Below are 14,994 nucleotides of genomic sequence, written 5' to 3' on the forward strand. Positions count from 1 at the left end.
CTTCGCTCCTGCTTACAGGCCAATTTTCCTAAAACAGACGTAAAACACAGCTGCTTTTCTTATTACGTGTCTTCCGGCTTCTTCCATACCAAAATAGAGTTTCTCAAGGGCGTTGGGCCACAACGCGCTACGTTGCTACAGACCGAGCTGGGTATTTTCACCTACGGTGACTTAATCCAGCATTATCCATTTCGGTACATGGACCGCACGCAGTTCCACGCCATCGCAGACCTCACCGAAGACATGCAATACGTGCAGATCAAAGGCCGTATTCTGGAGAAAAACCTGCTAGGCGAAGGCCGGAAACAGCGCTTATCCGTGATTATCAGGGATGCATCTGGGGAGCTGGAGTTGGTTTGGTTCAAGGGCGTGAAGTGGCTGAACGTGCAGCTGAAAGTGAACCAGGAATACATCGCTTTCGGGAAGCCCAGTCTGTTTAACGGGCGTTTTAACATGCCTCACCCCGAACTGGAAGAAGCCACCGAGGTCAAACAAGGCCAGAGCTTTCTGCAACCGGTGTACCACACCACCGAGAAGCTGAAGAACCACCGGGTAGACAGCAAAGCGATCAGTAAAATGATGGCCGATTTACTGAAGCAAGCGCCCACGCACCTGTCAGAAACCCTTACGCCCGAACTGGTAGACCACTACCGCATGGTTTCCAAGCGCGAAGCCATGCAGCAGATCCATTTCCCCAGCAACTGGGACACCTTACAAGCGGCGCGTTTCCGGCTCAAATTCGAGGAACTGTTCTATACCCAGCTCAAACTGCTGCGCACCCGCACCAAACGCAAAGCCGAGCTAGCCGGTCAGGTCTTCAGTAAGACGCCCACTTTGACCGAGTTTTACAAAAATCACCTGCCTTTCGACTTAACCAATGCCCAGAAACGGGTGGTTCGCGAGATCTACCAAGACGTGAACAGTGGCAAGCAGATGAACCGCCTGTTACAGGGCGACGTGGGCAGCGGGAAAACTATTGTGGCCTTCGTGACCATGCTTCTGGCTACCGACAACGGCGCCCAGGCCTGTATCATGGCACCCACCGAGATTCTGGCCGACCAACACTACCAGGGCCTGAAACAATATGCCGATAAGCTGGGCATTTTACTGGGCAAACTCACCGGCTCCACCAAAAAAGCCGACCGCCGGGTTTTGCATGAACAACTTCGCTCCGGCGAAATGAAAATGATTGTGGGCACCCATGCGCTGTTAGAAGACGAAGTGCAGTTCCAGAACCTGGGGCTCTGCATAGTGGACGAACAGCACCGTTTTGGCGTGGCTCAGCGCTCTAAACTCTGGCAGAAGAACCCCAGGGTCATCCCACACGTGCTGGTCATGACGGCCACGCCAATCCCCCGCACGCTAGCTATGACGCTGTACGGTGATTTGGAAGTTTCTGTCATTGACGAGCTTCCGGCGGGCCGGAAAGAGATTATTACCGTGCACCGCTATGACAGCAACCGCCTGCGGGTGTTCGGGTTTATACGGGAGCAGATAAAGCTGGGGCGGCAGATCTACATTGTGTACCCGCTCATAGAAGAGTCTGAGGGCCTGGACTACAAAGACCTCATGGATGGCTACGAAAGCGTGACCCGCTCCTTCCCAGAGTACCGCGTGAGCATGGTGCACGGCAAAATGAAGCCGAAGGACAAAGACTATGAGATGCAGCGGTTCGTGAAACACGAGACCCACATCATGGTAGCCACCACCGTGATTGAGGTGGGAGTGAACGTACCCAATGCCAGCGTCATGGTGATTGAGAATTCCGAGCGCTTCGGGTTGGCGCAGTTACACCAGTTACGCGGGCGCGTAGGCCGGGGAGCCGACCAAAGTTACTGTATCTTGATGACGGGCTACAAACTGAGCAAAGAAGGCAAAACGCGCATAGAAACCATGGTGCGCACCAACAACGGTTTTGAGATTGCGGATATTGATTTGAAGTTGCGCGGTCCGGGAGATTTGATGGGCACCCAACAGAGCGGGGTACTGGACCTTTTAATCGCAGATTTGGCCAAAGATGCCAAAATTCTGAAAGAGAGCCGCCACGCAGCCCTGGGCATTATAGAAAAAGACCCGGACTTAAGCCTTCCGGAGCACGCCAACCTGTTGCGGCACATCCGGTCGCTGAGTGCCAACGCCGTAAACTGGAGCCGGATCAGCTAGACTTGAGTCTGGGTCTTCTACAGAAAAAGAAAGAGAAATTAATTCAAAGAGTACGTAAAGGTTTCTCCAGTATTTTCTTTTTTAACGGTTGGTACTACTAGATTCTTAGTCTGCTGGGTTGCCGGAAAGTTCTGCGAATTGTTGAGGGAATAACTATCTTCCGTAGGCACTTTGGCATTGGTGACAACTTCATTGGTAGCATCTTCTTTTAGAAACTTTCCCACTAAAATCATTCCCACCAAGACTAACATCTTAAAAACAAACTTCATAAGCGTACTAGATTAAATGTGTTTCAATACTCTAAAGCAAAATACGTGTGTTCACCAGAATCAATAATTACCAAATCAATATTGTTTTGTTAACAAATATGTCTCTGCTAATTAGTCATAAGCCGGTTTAGTGCACTGGACTCATATGGGCGTATCATTATTTTGACAAGCCTAAGAGTGTACGGACTTACTAACGATGGGTTAAACTTCTTTCAAGAAAGTTTTCCACAGGTGAAAACAGCGTGCATTCTTATATTTTAATATTTTATAATAAGTTTTTGTTTGTCTGTCTTGCTCTTTTACAAGCGGTTGCAAAGGTAGAGATTAAATCCACAATTACACTATTCCGCTACACATTTAACAATTAGTTTAAATAAGGTTTGCGGTACTAGCATATAATTAATGCGATAGCGTGCGTTAAGGGGTATATTTGCCCAAAATCTAAATATTACAATTATGCGTTACAGCGCTCTGTTTACTTCACTTTTGCTTCTGGTAAATGTATGGACTGGAATGGGCCAGGCGCAGGCCCAAAAAATAAAATCATCGGCTTTCACCTATGTTCCTGAGGCCACAGGAGACCAGTACAACCAGCGTATTCCCCAGAAAGCTTTTGCGGTAAGTCCCACAGATTTTGTGATCCTCAGCCGGAAGTCAGATAACACGTACGCTCTCCTCCGGTACGGCGCAGACCTAAAAGAAACCTGGACCACTCCAGTAGCCTTAATAGGTCAGGAAACGGTAGAGGCTTTCTCCCACAACAAACAGACAGCCCTCCTGATTACTCACCGCGTCATGGCTGACCAAGGTAGCCAAGCCCTCTATGGGAGGTTATTTGACATAGCCACGGGCAAGGAAATCAAGCAGACTAAACTATTGGAGGCTCCCAGTAAAAGCCGAAGGTTGGCAGTTGCCACCTCGGCAGACGGGTCTAAGTTGGTCGCCTACCATTCCATTACTCGCAATGATGAACTGCGCTCGCTGCAAGCCGCCGTGTATGACGGTACGCTCACCAAAATCAAAGACCGCACCTATGATCTGGCCGGCGTAGGCAGCCAAGTCAGTGCCCAGGTGCAGATAGACAACCACGGCAATCAGTTCGTGAGCATTCTCACCAACAACTCTATGCGCCTGAGCGTGCGCCGCTACAACAACCGCGACAATGAGATCAAGGTAATGGAAGTAATGCTGGGCGGCGTCTTTGACGGCGAAAAGGTGTACGTGATGGACACGTATTTTCAGATACACCAAGACAGCAGCCTATACGCCGCCGTGCTGGTGGCCGAAGAAAAGAAAGGCGAATACCACAGCCTGAAAATGGTTCGGTTTGACTACGCCGCTGGTAACATGCGCTTCGCCGATGAGTTTCGGTTTACGCCCCAGTTTACCGAAAAGCTCACCAAAGCCACGGGCGCCAAACGCCTGGAAGACATTTACCTCTCAGACATCTTAATCAGCAATGAAGGCCAAACCTTGGTCATAGCCGAGAAAAAATACACCGAAGGCGGTGAGAACAGTCCTTATCACGCCAAAGAACTCCTGCTCTTTGCCTATGACGAATACCTGCACCCCACCTGGAACTCGGCCATTCTCAAAAACCAGACAGCACCCGCCACCGAAGGCTTTGCCGGTATCTCTTACAAGGCCCACCTCACCGGCAACCGCCTGCAACTGCTCACCCTGGAAACCCTCAATGGCAAAACCGACCTCTACACCCGTTCCATTCACCTGCTGACCGGCGTCTCTGAACCACCCAAAGCTGTAGGGCTGAACGTAGCCAATGACAAGCAACTCGCTTTCGCGAAGGATTTCACCACCTGGCTGGACGAACGCACCATCACGGCCGTGAACCGCCCCAACAAAGCATCAGCAGGCTTGCGCCTAAGCCGAATCACGTTTAAGGATTAGGTATGTTTTGGGGCTGTTTTGCAGGAAATAGCCCTGAATCGGAAATTCTACTTACTGAAGATGATCTTAGGCCCAAGCTAAATGCAAGACCTTGATTTCCCTCTGGATTTCACATTTAAAAAATTCACCTTCGCCAACCGATTACAGGTAACAGGTAGCAATGGACGAGCCATATACTTTGTGAAGCAGATTCACTATGATGAGTTTTCTGAATCCAGTCTCCTGAATATTGATCCGTTCATAGATGAAGTAAAAATTTTCAGGGATTTATCTGAAACTGAAGTCCTTTACACCATTAAAGCCGTGTCATGGAAAGATTTCACAGCCTCTTTTGGGTTTCTGGATAAACATGGACAAGTTCTAGGGTATGTAGCCCGCTCTACGTGGGTTCCAGAGTTGGCTGCGCATTATCATATTTTTAACATGTACTTGCAGAAGGTACTCACGGTGCGAGAAGGAGCTGGTTTGGTTAGATTCAATGACACCCTTTTGAGTAAAATTCCTTTCTTGGGACTATTCACAGGTTACTTTTTCAACCCTTCCTACCACGTTATCCGGCAAGACAATACACAGGTGGCTCTACTTAAAAAGCAGAAATCCTTCTTATCACGTAAATTCTCCGTTTATAGAGGAAATCCCTTCACAGACAGTGAGAAAGAACAAATCCTGTTGAGCTTGTTATTGATAACTATCCAAGAAAGGCTTCGTGGGTAGTAATAGAATGATTCACCCCATAAAACAGAAAGCCCCGCTATGTGCGGGGCTTTCTGTTTTTGCCTTGTTTGAGAAAACAGGTGCTAAACGCAAATTAGTACACGTATTCGTTCGCTTTAATCATCTGGGCAGCTACGCGACGACGGGCTTCTTTGGTGTTGAACGGCTCCAGTTTGGTGAAGCGTTTCAAGCCAATCAGCAGTAATTTCTGCTCATCACCAGCTTCGGTCATGGCGGCCAAAGCTTCCTTTCCAGCTTTGTTAATGCGGTCAGCAGCGTCATTGATGACCACACGGGCCATGTCTAATTGCACGGCGTGGGCTTCTTCGCCGTTACGGCTTACCAGTTTCTCCACGCGCAGCAAGGTAGACTCCGCGATGTAGGTCTGGATGGCCATATCCGCGATGTACATCAAGACTTCCTGCTCTTTGTCCAAGGTCATCATGAACTTCTGCACGGCGGTACCTGCAGTCAGCAACACGGCTTTCTTGAACTTCTGCACGGCTTTCTTCTCGTAAGCGAACAACGTGGTGTCTTCGTCGCCGAAGTCTGGAATCTCCATTAACTCCTGTTGTACGTTAGCGGCTGGTCCCATTAGATCCAGTTCACCTTTCATGGCTTTCTTCAAGACCATGTCCACGATGAGCATGCGGTTGATTTCGTTGGTACCCTCAAAGATGCGGTTGATGCGGGCATCGCGGTACGCGCGGTCCATGGGGTAATCTGCGGAGTAACCGTAACCACCGTAAATCTGCACGCCTTCGTCTACCACGTAATCCAGCACCTCAGAACCATCTACTTTCAGAATAGCGGCTTCCACGGCAAATTCGCGGGCGGCTTCCAGCACAGCTTCATTGTAGCTTTTTCCAGCGGCCAGCAGTTCCTGCTCTTTGTTGTGGATGTCGTGCCCGGCTCGGTACAGGGCAGATTCCATCGCGAAAATGCGGATAGCCTGCTCAGCCAATTTGTGACGGATAGCTCCGAATTTTGAAATCGGAATTTTGAACTGGATACGCTCATTAGCATATTTCACCGATAAATCAGCGACCATTTTACAGGCTCCCAAACAAGCGGCAGCCAGTTTAATCCGACCGATGTTAAGGATGTTGAACGCAATCAAGTGGCCTTTCCCCACTTGGCCTAGTACGTTTTCCTTCGGCACTTTGCAGTCGGTGAGGAACACTTGGCGGGTGGAAGAACCTTTGATACCCATCTTGTGCTCTTCGTTGCCCAAGCTCAGACCTTCGTAGCCTTTCTCCACAATGAAGCCGGTGAACTTGTCGCCGTCTACCTGCGCGAACACAATGAACACATCGGCGAAGCCGGCGTTGGTAATCCACATTTTTTGGCCGTTCAGAATGTAGTTCTCGCCAGCCTCGTCCAACACGGCTTTGGTTTTGGCGGCCAAGGCATCTGACCCAGAACCAGGTTCGGTTAAGCAGTAAGAAGACGCCCACTCACCGGAGGCTAGTTTAGGAATGTACCTGGCTTTCTGCTCCTCCGTTCCGAAGTACAGGATGGGCAGCGTTCCAATTCCGGTATGTGCCGCAAAGGCCACCGGAAACGAGTGCCCGGAACCAACAGATTCGGTCACCAACAAAGACGAGTTGAAATCCATGTTCAGCCCGCCGTACTCCTCTGGAATGGCTACGCCGAACAATCCCAACTCACCCGCCTTTTTCATGAGACTTTCCATGAGACCTTCCTCATGGTTATCCAGACGCTCCACCAACGGGTGCACCTCCGTCTTCACAAACTGCTGGGCCATCTCGGCCATCATGCGCTGCTCCTCAGAGAAATCCTCTGGGATGAAAATATCTGCGGCGTTGGTTTCTTTGATGATGAACTCACCGCCTTTTAGTGTTCTGCTGGTAGTTTCCATATTTTAAGATTCTAGATTCTAGTAGTTAGATTGTAGACTATTTGTTCTTTTTGATGATAGACTGTTGGAAGCCATAAATCATGCGCTGCACTTGATTCATCTTTTGCAACATGTTCTGATAATCGCTTTCTCTCACAAAACCGAAAGCATGCGCTAAGACTAATTGGGTATCCACTTCAAAGGCTGAGCCTAGCGCAAAACCTAAGAACTGGACAAACTCTTTGTCTGAATTACGCCCTGCTCCTTCTGAAATATTAGAAGTAATGGAAACAACCGCACGATTCATCTGAGATGTTAGACCGTATTTCTCATTTGCGGGAAAAGATGCAGTCAACTCATACACTTGTTTAGCAAGCGTAATCGCCTCTTGCCACACCTTTAACTCTCTGAAATTATGCATGGGAATGTCTAGAATCTAACATCCAGTGTCTAACATCTATTTCAAAAACTCATAGATACCAGCTACACCCTGACCACCGCCTACGCAGGCGGTCACCATGCCGTACTTTTTATTCTGACGCCGTAGATCACTGAACAATTGCACGCTCAGTTTTGCACCAGTACAACCAAGCGGGTGGCCTAAGGCAATCGCGCCGCCGTTGGGGTTCAGTTTGTCTGGGTCAATGCCCAGTTCCCGCATTACGGCAATAGACTGTGACGCAAAAGCTTCGTTCATTTCGATGAAGTCAATGTCCTGCAGGTTCATGCCGGCGTTACGCAGGGCCTTCGGAATGGCTTTCACTGGCCCCATGCCCATGATGCGGGGATCTACGCCTTCGGCGGCGTAGGACACCAGGCGGGCGATGGGCTCTATGTTCAGTTCCTTCACCATGCGTTCGCTCATGACCAGCACGAAAGCCGCACCGTCTGAGGTTTGGGACGAGTTACCGGCCGTCACGCTACCATTAGCGGCAAATACCGGACGAAGTTTGGCTAATTTCTCAATAGAAGTATCGGCGCGCGGACCTTCATCGGTGTCTACCACGTAGGAGCGGGTTTTCTTTTTGCCGTTCTCGTCCAGGAAAGTCTCTTCCACAGTGATAGGCACAATCTGGTCTTTGAACCGACCTTCCTCAATGGCTCTGATGGCTTTCTGGTGCGAAGCGTACGCAAAAGCATCTTGGTCTTCGCGGCTTACCTTGAAATCATGCGCCACGGCCTCGGCAGTTAAGCCCATGCTCAGGTAGTATTCTGGGTGCTCTTTGGCAATTTTGTAGTTAGGCGAAGTTTTCCAACCTACCACCGGCACCAGACTCATGGACTCCGCACCACCGGCAATCACGCAGTCGGCCATGCCCGCCTGAATCTTGAAAGACGCCGTGGCGATGGTTTCAATACCAGAGCCGCAGTAACGGTTCATGATGGCACCGGGCACGTTGATAGGCAGGGACAAAAGGGAAATCATGCGTCCCATTTGCAGACCTTGCTCAGCCTCGGGTACCGCATTTCCAACCAACAGGTCATCTACGCGGGCGGGGTCTAATTGCGGCACAGAGGCCAGCAAATGTTTGATCACATCGGCGGCTAAATCATCGGGCCGGGTGAACCGGAATACTCCGCGGGGCGCTTTCCCCACGGCGGTTCTGAATCCGGCAACTATATAAGCAGTTTGCATTTTCTTTTCTGTTTTTGAGGTGTTTTGGAGAAAAAAGGCGCTAAACGCGACATCCCTCTTTTCCTGAAACAATTGAATTCACAATCTTAATTCCGCAGCGGTTTACCCGTGGTCAGAATGCTCTTGATGCGCTCCAGAGTTTTGCGTTCGCCGCAGAGGCTCAGGAAGGCTTCGCGCTCCAGGTCCAGCAGGTATTGCTCAGAGACCTCAGACGGCATAGACAGGTCCCCACCGCACATCACGTAGGCCAGTTTCTCCGAGATTTTGCGGTCATGTTCGGTAATGAAACCAGCGGCGTGCATGGCGTGGGCTCCCGTGATGAACATGCCCAGACCGCCTTTGCCTTGTACCTTGATATTGGTTTTAGGCGTAGGCATGGTATAACCGGCCTCAGCTAGGAGAATGGCTTCAGCTTTGGCTTCCGCGAGCTGGCGGTTGGTGTTCAAAGTGATGCCATCGCCGTGGCGCATAAAGCCCAGCTCATACGCTTCAGCGGCCGAGGTGGAGACTTTGGCCGTGCCGATGGTCATGAACACGTTGCGCAGCGCGTTGTATTCGGTATCGCCTTCTTCATAAGCGGCCGAGGTACGCAAGGTCATTTCCTTCGTTCCGCCACCGCCAGGGATTAAGCCTACGCCAAACTCTACGAGCCCGATGTACGTTTCAGCAGCGGCCTGCACCCTATCGGCGTGGAGGCAAAGTTCGCAGCCGCCGCCCAGTGTCAAGCCGTGCGGCGCAGCTACCACCGGCACCGCCGAGTAGCGCATGCGCATCATGGTGTTCTGGAACTGCCGAATCATGAGGTTCAGCTCATCATACTCCTGGTCCAGGGCGTACATGAACACGAGACCAAGGTTGGCTCCCGCCGAGAAATTCGCGGCTTCGTTGCCTACCACTACCCCTCTAAAATTCTGCTCCGCCAGGTCAATGCCTTTGTTCAGTCCTTGGATGATTTCGCTCCCGATGGCGTTCATCTTGGAGTGGAATTCTACGTTCAGGATACCGTCACCCAAATCAATGATGGAGCAGCCCGCGTTTTTCCAGACTACGTTGTTTCCGCGCAGCACATCCAAGAGCACGAAGTTTTCGGTACCCGGAATCTGGCGGTAGTCTTTGGTGAGCAGGTCATAGTACTGGCGCTGGTTGTTCTGGCTGCGGTAGAACGTTTCATGACCAGCTTCCAGCATCTCGTAAATCCAGGCGGCGGGTTTGTAACCTGCGGCTTCCATGGCGGCTACGGTTTCGCGCCCCCCAAAGGCGTCCCAGGTTTCAAACGGACCCAGTTCCCACCCGAACCCGGCGCGCATGGCATCGTCAATGCGGTAGAGTTCGTCAGAGATTTCGGGAATGCGGTTGGTCACGTATTGGAACAGGCCATAGGAAGTTTCCCGGAAGAACTCACCGGCTTTGTCTTGGGCCTGGCTGAAGGCTTTGAGGCGTTTGCGCAGGTCTTCAATAGGCTTGAGCGTTTCCATGCTCTGGAACCGGACTTTCTGCTTGGGCCCGTACTCCATGGTTTTGAGGTCCAGCGTCAGGATTTCGGTGGCACCTTCAGGGGTTTTGGTTTTCTTGTAGAAACCTTGTCGCGTTTTATCGCCTAGCCAGTTTCTCTCCAGCATTTGCTGAACGTAAGCGGGCAATTGGAATAGGTCACGGGCTTCATCGTTTTCACCGGTTTGGTACAGGCCTTGTGCTACTTTGGCCAAAGTGTCCAAACCTACCACGTCAGACGTTCTGAACGTAGCGGATTTTGGGCGGCCTACTACCGGACCAGTTAATCGGTCTACTTCGTCTACGTTTAGGCCGAGTTTCTCCATGACGTGCAGCACCTGCATGATGCCGTAAATACCCACACGGTTTGCGATGAAAGCGGGCGTGTCTTTGGCCAGCACGGTGGTTTTGCCCAGGTACAGGTCGCCGTAGTTTAAGAGGAACTGGGTGATTTCGGGGTCAGTCTCGGGCGTGGGAATAATCTCCAGCAACTTCAAATAGCGCGGCGGGTTGAAGAAGTGCGTGCCGCAGAAGTGTTTCCGGAAGTCATCGGAACGGCCGTCCAGCATTAAATGAATGGGAATGCCTGAGGTGTTGGATGTAATGAGGGTGCCCGGCTTGCGGAACTGCTCTACGCGCTCAAACACGCTTTGCTTTATCTTCAGGTTCTCCACTACTACCTCAATGGTCCAGTCGCACTCAGAGATGCCTTTGAGATCATCATCAAAGTTTCCGGTCTGGATGAGGCGGGCTTCGGTTTTCTTGTAAAGCGGCGCAGGGTTGGAGGTGATGGCCGTCTGCAGCGCAGTATTCACAATGCGGTTACGTACCTGCTTGTTTTCCAGCGTGAGGCCTTTGGCTTGTTCTTCGGGCAGCAGCTCACGCGGCACCATGTCCAGGAGTAGCACCTGCACGCCAATGTTGGCGAAGTGGCAGGCAATGCGCGAGCCCATAATGCCCGAACCTAACACCGCCACTTTCTTAATGATTCTCTTCATAGTTACTCAGTTTTTATATCACGATGTGCGTAGCAAGACACACGATTTTTCTTTGTTGAAGGCGCTGTTTCTAAGCTGTTGTCAGAAAATCAGCCCGAAAACAGTGCGTTTCTAGGTATTTTTGAAAACCTCTTTGGCTTCTATCAGCTCATTGATCTGCCCAATGACCTGGAAGAAGACCTGTAACTGACTTTCTGGAATTACCTCGCGCACTTTCTTATTGAACTGCTTCACGGTCACGCGGCTCACTTCCCGTTTCTCTAGCCCCAGCTCAGTAAGCAAAATGCGCACCGAGCGTTTGTCCTGCTCATCGGCTACCTTGTAGATTAACCCTTTCTCTTCCATGCTTTTCAGAATACGAGTAAGGCTTCTGGCTTCCAGGCCTAACAGAGGGGCAATCTTGGTCGCGGGAGTTCCTTTTTCGGGGTCAATGTTCAGGAGCACAAACCCGATGGACGTGGTAATGTCATTTTTAACGGCCTGGGCGTTGTACATGCGCGCGATGGCGTGCCAACATACCTTAATATTAAAGTCTACCGTTTCTTCTGCTTTCATCTCGTCTTTTGTCTCTTACCAAATTTAGAAAAATTTGTTATGCTTGCATACTATAAATAAAAAAATTTACGGACTAGCAATGAAAAGGATGTGCCGCCCTCATTTCCTTACCCAACCGCTGCTATTACAAGACTAGATTACCACATTGTTAACTGCCTGCTTTTACGGCTTCGCCGGGGAACTGCATTTACGGGCTATTTCTAGGAAAGAAGGGCTAAAGCCGAAACACTCTAAAACAGAAGAGGAGACGTTGCGGCGTCTCCTCTTCTGTTTAGGTTCTATTATACCGCGCGGTACAGGCTTTCAATTAAAGCGCGGTTGTTATTGGTAATGATTTTGCGTTTGATGCTGAGTTTAGGAGTCATCTCGCCAGATTCCACGCTCCAGAGCTTAGGCAGCAGCACAAACTTCTTGATTTTCTCGTACTGCGCCAGATGCTCGTTCGCTTTGTCTATTTCCTTCTGGAACTTGTCCAGCACTTCGGGCTTCTTCACCATTTCCTCGTTGGTGGTGTACGGAATACTGTGGATTTTGCACCACTCCTGCAGCCCTTCAAAGGCGGGCACAATCAAAGCTCCCGGAAACTTCTCGCCTTCACCCACTACCATTACCTGTTCGATCACCAGTGATTCTTTGAGTTTGTTTTCAATCAACTGCGGCGCGATGTATTTACCACCCGAGGTCTTGAACATCTCTTTTTTGCGGTCGGTGATTTTGAGGAACTTGCCTTCTACCAGTTCGCCTATGTCGCCGGTATGGAACCAGCCGTCTGGGTCAATGACTTCGGCAGTAAGGTCAGGGCGTTTGTAGTAGCCTACCATCACGCTTTCAGAACGAGTCAATATTTCGCCGTCCTCGGCAATCTTGATTTCCACGTTGTTGATGGCTGGGCCCACGGTGCCAATCACGTTATTCTCCGGCTCGTAGCGGTTTACCGCAATCACTGGCGAGGTCTCCGTGAGGCCGTAGCCTTCCATTACCCGGATGTTGGCTCCCCAAAACACACGGGCTAACCGTGGCTGCAAGGCGGCTCCACCTGATACAATCACCTTTACATTTCCGCCTAGGGCTTCCTGCCATTTAGAGAAAATGAGTTTACGGGCCAGTTTCAGTTGGGTGTCATACAAAAAGCCCGGCGAGGTACGGGTGTCATATCTCTGCCCCAGGCCCAACGCCCAGAAGAACAGGCCTTTCTTAACCCCGGTCAACTCTCCGCCTTTGGCGACAATCTTATCATATACTTTCTCCAGAAGGCGGGGCACGGTCACGAAGATGTGCGGCCCTACTTCCTTGAGATTATCGGCTACTTTTTCAATACTCTCAGCGAAGTAGATAGACACACCTACTGAGAAATAGATACAAGACACCATGCGCTCATAGATGTGGCAGAGCGGCAAAAAGCTCAAGGCGCGGTGTTCTTGGTTTACGGGCACAAAGGGCTTCACATTGGTGAAATTACTGACCAGGTTGTTGTGCGAGAGCATCACGCCTTTGGGTGCGCCGGTAGTACCGGAGGTATAGATAATGGAAAGTAAATCTGAAGGCTGCACGTCGGCTTTGTAGGGTTCCAGCGTGGCCGCGTCTTCCCCGTCAGCGAGTTTCAGGAGTTCACTCCAGTGTTTGGCACCGGGCACATGGTCAAAGGTGTAGATTTCCTGGATGCCGGGCAGGTCAGTGGCGGCTTCCTTTACTTTGTTGTATAAATCCTGGGTAGAAACCAGAATCAGTTTGGCCTCGGAGTCTTTGAGAATGTAGCGGTAATCTTCTACCGTAATGGTTGGGTACAAAGGTACACTTACCGCACCAGTCTGCTGAATGCCGTAATCAGAGAAAGTCCACTCGGGGCGGTTCATGGAGATCAGGGCCACTTTGTCGTCTTTCCTTATTCCAGATTTAATCAGCGCTAGGCTTAACTTATTTGCCGTCTCCTGTACCTGTTGGGTACTGTACTTCACCCATTCACCATTGATTTTTGCCGCCAGGCAGTCTGGTTGAGGAAACTGCTGTAACTGGTTGGTTAGCAAATCAAAAACCCGGGTTACTTTCATAGATTAGTCCTTGTATGTTGTTTGGTTCGTTAATATAACGCATTATCTATTTAAAAAAAACAAAACCCTGCTGCGCTTTCCCAACTGAATTGTTAAAAATGCTTCGGCCCGCTGGCTGATAATTGCTTAAATTTGATTTTTGCTTTACGCCCGCCATGAACCTTTCCATCTTTTTTGAACCACTTCCGGAAGAACCTTTCGGGCAGGCAGATGCTCCTAAAACCGTGGGCGGCTACCTGGCTCCGTTTATCCATTCTTTTCCAGACTGGCGTTCTTCTGAGGTCGTTCTCCTTGGTTTACCGGAATACCGCGGCACCGCCGGTGCTACGGAAGTCACTTACCAAGGCCCCAACAAAATAAGGCAGGAACTCTACCGGCTCATGAAAGGAACGGGCTCCTGGCTGGTCATGGACTTAGGCAACCTGCTGCCGGGCATTCACCTGGAAGATACGTATCTGCGCCTGAAGGAAGTGGTGGAGATACTGGTAGATGCCGGTAAATTCCCTATTCTGCTGGGCGGCTCCCATGACCTTACCTATGGGCAGTTTCTGGGCTACGAGCACCTGTCCAAAACGGTGAACCTGACCATTATTGACAGCCAACTGGACATGGCCGCGTTGGAAGACACCTCCCCTGACCAACACCACCTGCACCGCATTCTCCTGCATGACCCCAATTTCCTCTTTGGGTTCAGCCATATTGCACACCAAGCGTACCTTTCAGATTCCAGTACGCTGGCAGCGTTTGAAAAGCTACATTTTGAGTTGTTCAGGGTAGGCCAAGTGCGCCAGCAGATGCCCGAGATAGAACCCATCATTCGGCAAGCCGACCTCATCAGTTTTGACGTTTCTGCCATCAAGCACCAGGACGCGCCCGGCCAGCAACACGCCAATCCGTTCGGGCTTACCGGCGAAGAAGCTTGTCAGCTCTGCTGGTACGCCGGGCAAAGCGACCAGCTCAGTTCTTTGGGTTTCTACGGCTACCGTCCTGAGTTGGACCACCGTTCCTTAACGGCTACCACGCTGGCTACCATGGTCTGGTACAGCATTGAAGGCTTCTACCAACGCCAGGGCACCTTGGATTTCACCAGCCAGCAGTTTCTCAAGTTCTCCGTTGGTTTCCATGACAACCCCCACAAAATGTTGTTCTACAAAAACCGGAATACAGAGAAATGGTGGATGCAGATAGACGACCTTTCCGGCTCACGTCCTCCAATGATTGTGCCGTGCAGCTACCAGGACTATCTCACCGCCGCAGATGGCGAGGTGCCCAACAGATGGGTTTTGATGCAAGCGCGGTTTTAATGGGGTAGTGTGCTAATGAGGTAATGTGCTGATGATTTGCTTTATGG

At 50.6% G+C, this 14,994-nt stretch carries 11 protein-coding genes; 4 read left to right on the forward strand and 7 right to left on the reverse strand.

What is annotated here, in order from left to right; all coding sequences use genetic code 11:
• The first annotated feature begins 66 nt into the window (after positions 1-66).
• The gene (gene recG, locus ACY0JR_RS18540) at positions 67-2,163 is read left to right on the forward strand and encodes an ATP-dependent DNA helicase RecG (RefSeq protein ID WP_462635655.1); all 2,097 of its coding nucleotides are present in this window, start codon (positions 67-69) and stop codon (positions 2,161-2,163) included.
• A gap of 38 nt (positions 2,164-2,201) precedes the next feature.
• Here the strand turns inward: recG and ACY0JR_RS18545 are convergent, their stop codons facing one another.
• On the reverse strand, positions 2,202-2,432 hold the full coding sequence (locus ACY0JR_RS18545; RefSeq protein WP_462635656.1) for a hypothetical protein: 231 nt from the start codon (positions 2,430-2,432) through the stop codon (positions 2,202-2,204).
• A 456-nt stretch (positions 2,433-2,888) separates the two neighbouring features.
• Between ACY0JR_RS18545 and ACY0JR_RS18550 the strand changes: the two genes are divergently transcribed.
• Together ACY0JR_RS18550 and ACY0JR_RS18555 are read left to right on the forward strand one after the other, a co-directional pair.
• On the forward strand, positions 2,889-4,340 hold the full coding sequence (locus ACY0JR_RS18550; RefSeq protein ID WP_462635657.1) for a hypothetical protein: 1,452 nt from the start codon (positions 2,889-2,891) through the stop codon (positions 4,338-4,340).
• 81 nt (positions 4,341-4,421) lie between these two features.
• The gene (locus ACY0JR_RS18555; RefSeq protein WP_462635658.1) at positions 4,422-5,054 is read left to right on the forward strand and encodes a hypothetical protein; all 633 of its coding nucleotides are present in this window, start codon (positions 4,422-4,424) and stop codon (positions 5,052-5,054) included.
• A gap of 94 nt (positions 5,055-5,148) precedes the next feature.
• Here ACY0JR_RS18555 and ACY0JR_RS18560 read toward each other — a convergent pair whose 3' ends face one another.
• The 6 genes from ACY0JR_RS18560 to ACY0JR_RS18585 form a co-directional block, all read right to left on the reverse strand.
• Positions 5,149-6,936, reverse strand: a complete 1,788-nt coding sequence (locus ACY0JR_RS18560; RefSeq protein ID WP_462635659.1) for an acyl-CoA dehydrogenase family protein — start codon at positions 6,934-6,936, stop codon at positions 5,149-5,151.
• Between the two features lie 37 nt (positions 6,937-6,973).
• Complete coding sequence (locus ACY0JR_RS18565; protein WP_462635660.1) at positions 6,974-7,336, reverse strand: four helix bundle protein; 363 nt, start codon at positions 7,334-7,336, stop codon at positions 6,974-6,976.
• A 36-nt stretch (positions 7,337-7,372) separates the two neighbouring features.
• Complete coding sequence (locus ACY0JR_RS18570) at positions 7,373-8,551, reverse strand: acetyl-CoA C-acyltransferase (RefSeq protein ID WP_462635661.1); 1,179 nt, start codon at positions 8,549-8,551, stop codon at positions 7,373-7,375.
• 86 nt (positions 8,552-8,637) lie between these two features.
• A complete protein-coding gene (locus tag ACY0JR_RS18575) occupies positions 8,638-11,040 on the reverse strand; it encodes a 3-hydroxyacyl-CoA dehydrogenase NAD-binding domain-containing protein (RefSeq protein ID WP_462635662.1) in 2,403 nt (800 codons plus the stop codon).
• Between the two features lie 111 nt (positions 11,041-11,151).
• Positions 11,152-11,595, reverse strand: a complete 444-nt coding sequence (locus ACY0JR_RS18580; protein WP_462635663.1) for a MarR family winged helix-turn-helix transcriptional regulator — start codon at positions 11,593-11,595, stop codon at positions 11,152-11,154.
• A gap of 281 nt (positions 11,596-11,876) precedes the next feature.
• Positions 11,877-13,643: an AMP-dependent synthetase/ligase gene (locus ACY0JR_RS18585; protein ID WP_462635664.1), complete on the reverse strand. Its 1,767-nt coding sequence runs from the start codon at positions 13,641-13,643 to the stop codon at positions 11,877-11,879.
• A gap of 155 nt (positions 13,644-13,798) precedes the next feature.
• On the opposite strand from ACY0JR_RS18585, the gene ACY0JR_RS18590 reads away from it, so the two are divergent.
• The gene (locus ACY0JR_RS18590; RefSeq protein ID WP_462635665.1) at positions 13,799-14,947 is read left to right on the forward strand and encodes a formimidoylglutamase; all 1,149 of its coding nucleotides are present in this window, start codon (positions 13,799-13,801) and stop codon (positions 14,945-14,947) included.
• Positions 14,948-14,994 lie beyond the last annotated feature (47 nt).

It is taken from the genome of Rufibacter sp. JT3400010, from assembly GCF_054956755.1.

Coding starts and splice junctions, on each gene's coding strand:
- ACY0JR_RS18565 (WP_462635660.1), bottom strand. CDS start 7,336: ATGCATAATTTCAGAGAGTTAAAGGTGTGGCAAGAGGCGATTACGCTT.
- ACY0JR_RS18570 (WP_462635661.1), bottom strand. CDS start 8,551: ATGCAAACTGCTTATATAGTTGCCGGATTCAGAACCGCCGTGGGGAAA.
- ACY0JR_RS18555 (WP_462635658.1), top strand. CDS start 4,422: ATGCAAGACCTTGATTTCCCTCTGGATTTCACATTTAAAAAATTCACC.
- ACY0JR_RS18560 (WP_462635659.1), bottom strand. CDS start 6,936: ATGGAAACTACCAGCAGAACACTAAAAGGCGGTGAGTTCATCATCAAA.
- ACY0JR_RS18590 (WP_462635665.1), top strand. CDS start 13,799: ATGAACCTTTCCATCTTTTTTGAACCACTTCCGGAAGAACCTTTCGGG.
- ACY0JR_RS18550 (WP_462635657.1), top strand. CDS start 2,889: ATGCGTTACAGCGCTCTGTTTACTTCACTTTTGCTTCTGGTAAATGTA.
- ACY0JR_RS18545 (WP_462635656.1), bottom strand. CDS start 2,432: ATGAAGTTTGTTTTTAAGATGTTAGTCTTGGTGGGAATGATTTTAGTG.
- ACY0JR_RS18580 (WP_462635663.1), bottom strand. CDS start 11,595: ATGAAAGCAGAAGAAACGGTAGACTTTAATATTAAGGTATGTTGGCAC.
- ACY0JR_RS18585 (WP_462635664.1), bottom strand. CDS start 13,643: ATGAAAGTAACCCGGGTTTTTGATTTGCTAACCAACCAGTTACAGCAG.
- ACY0JR_RS18575 (WP_462635662.1), bottom strand. CDS start 11,040: ATGAAGAGAATCATTAAGAAAGTGGCGGTGTTAGGTTCGGGCATTATG.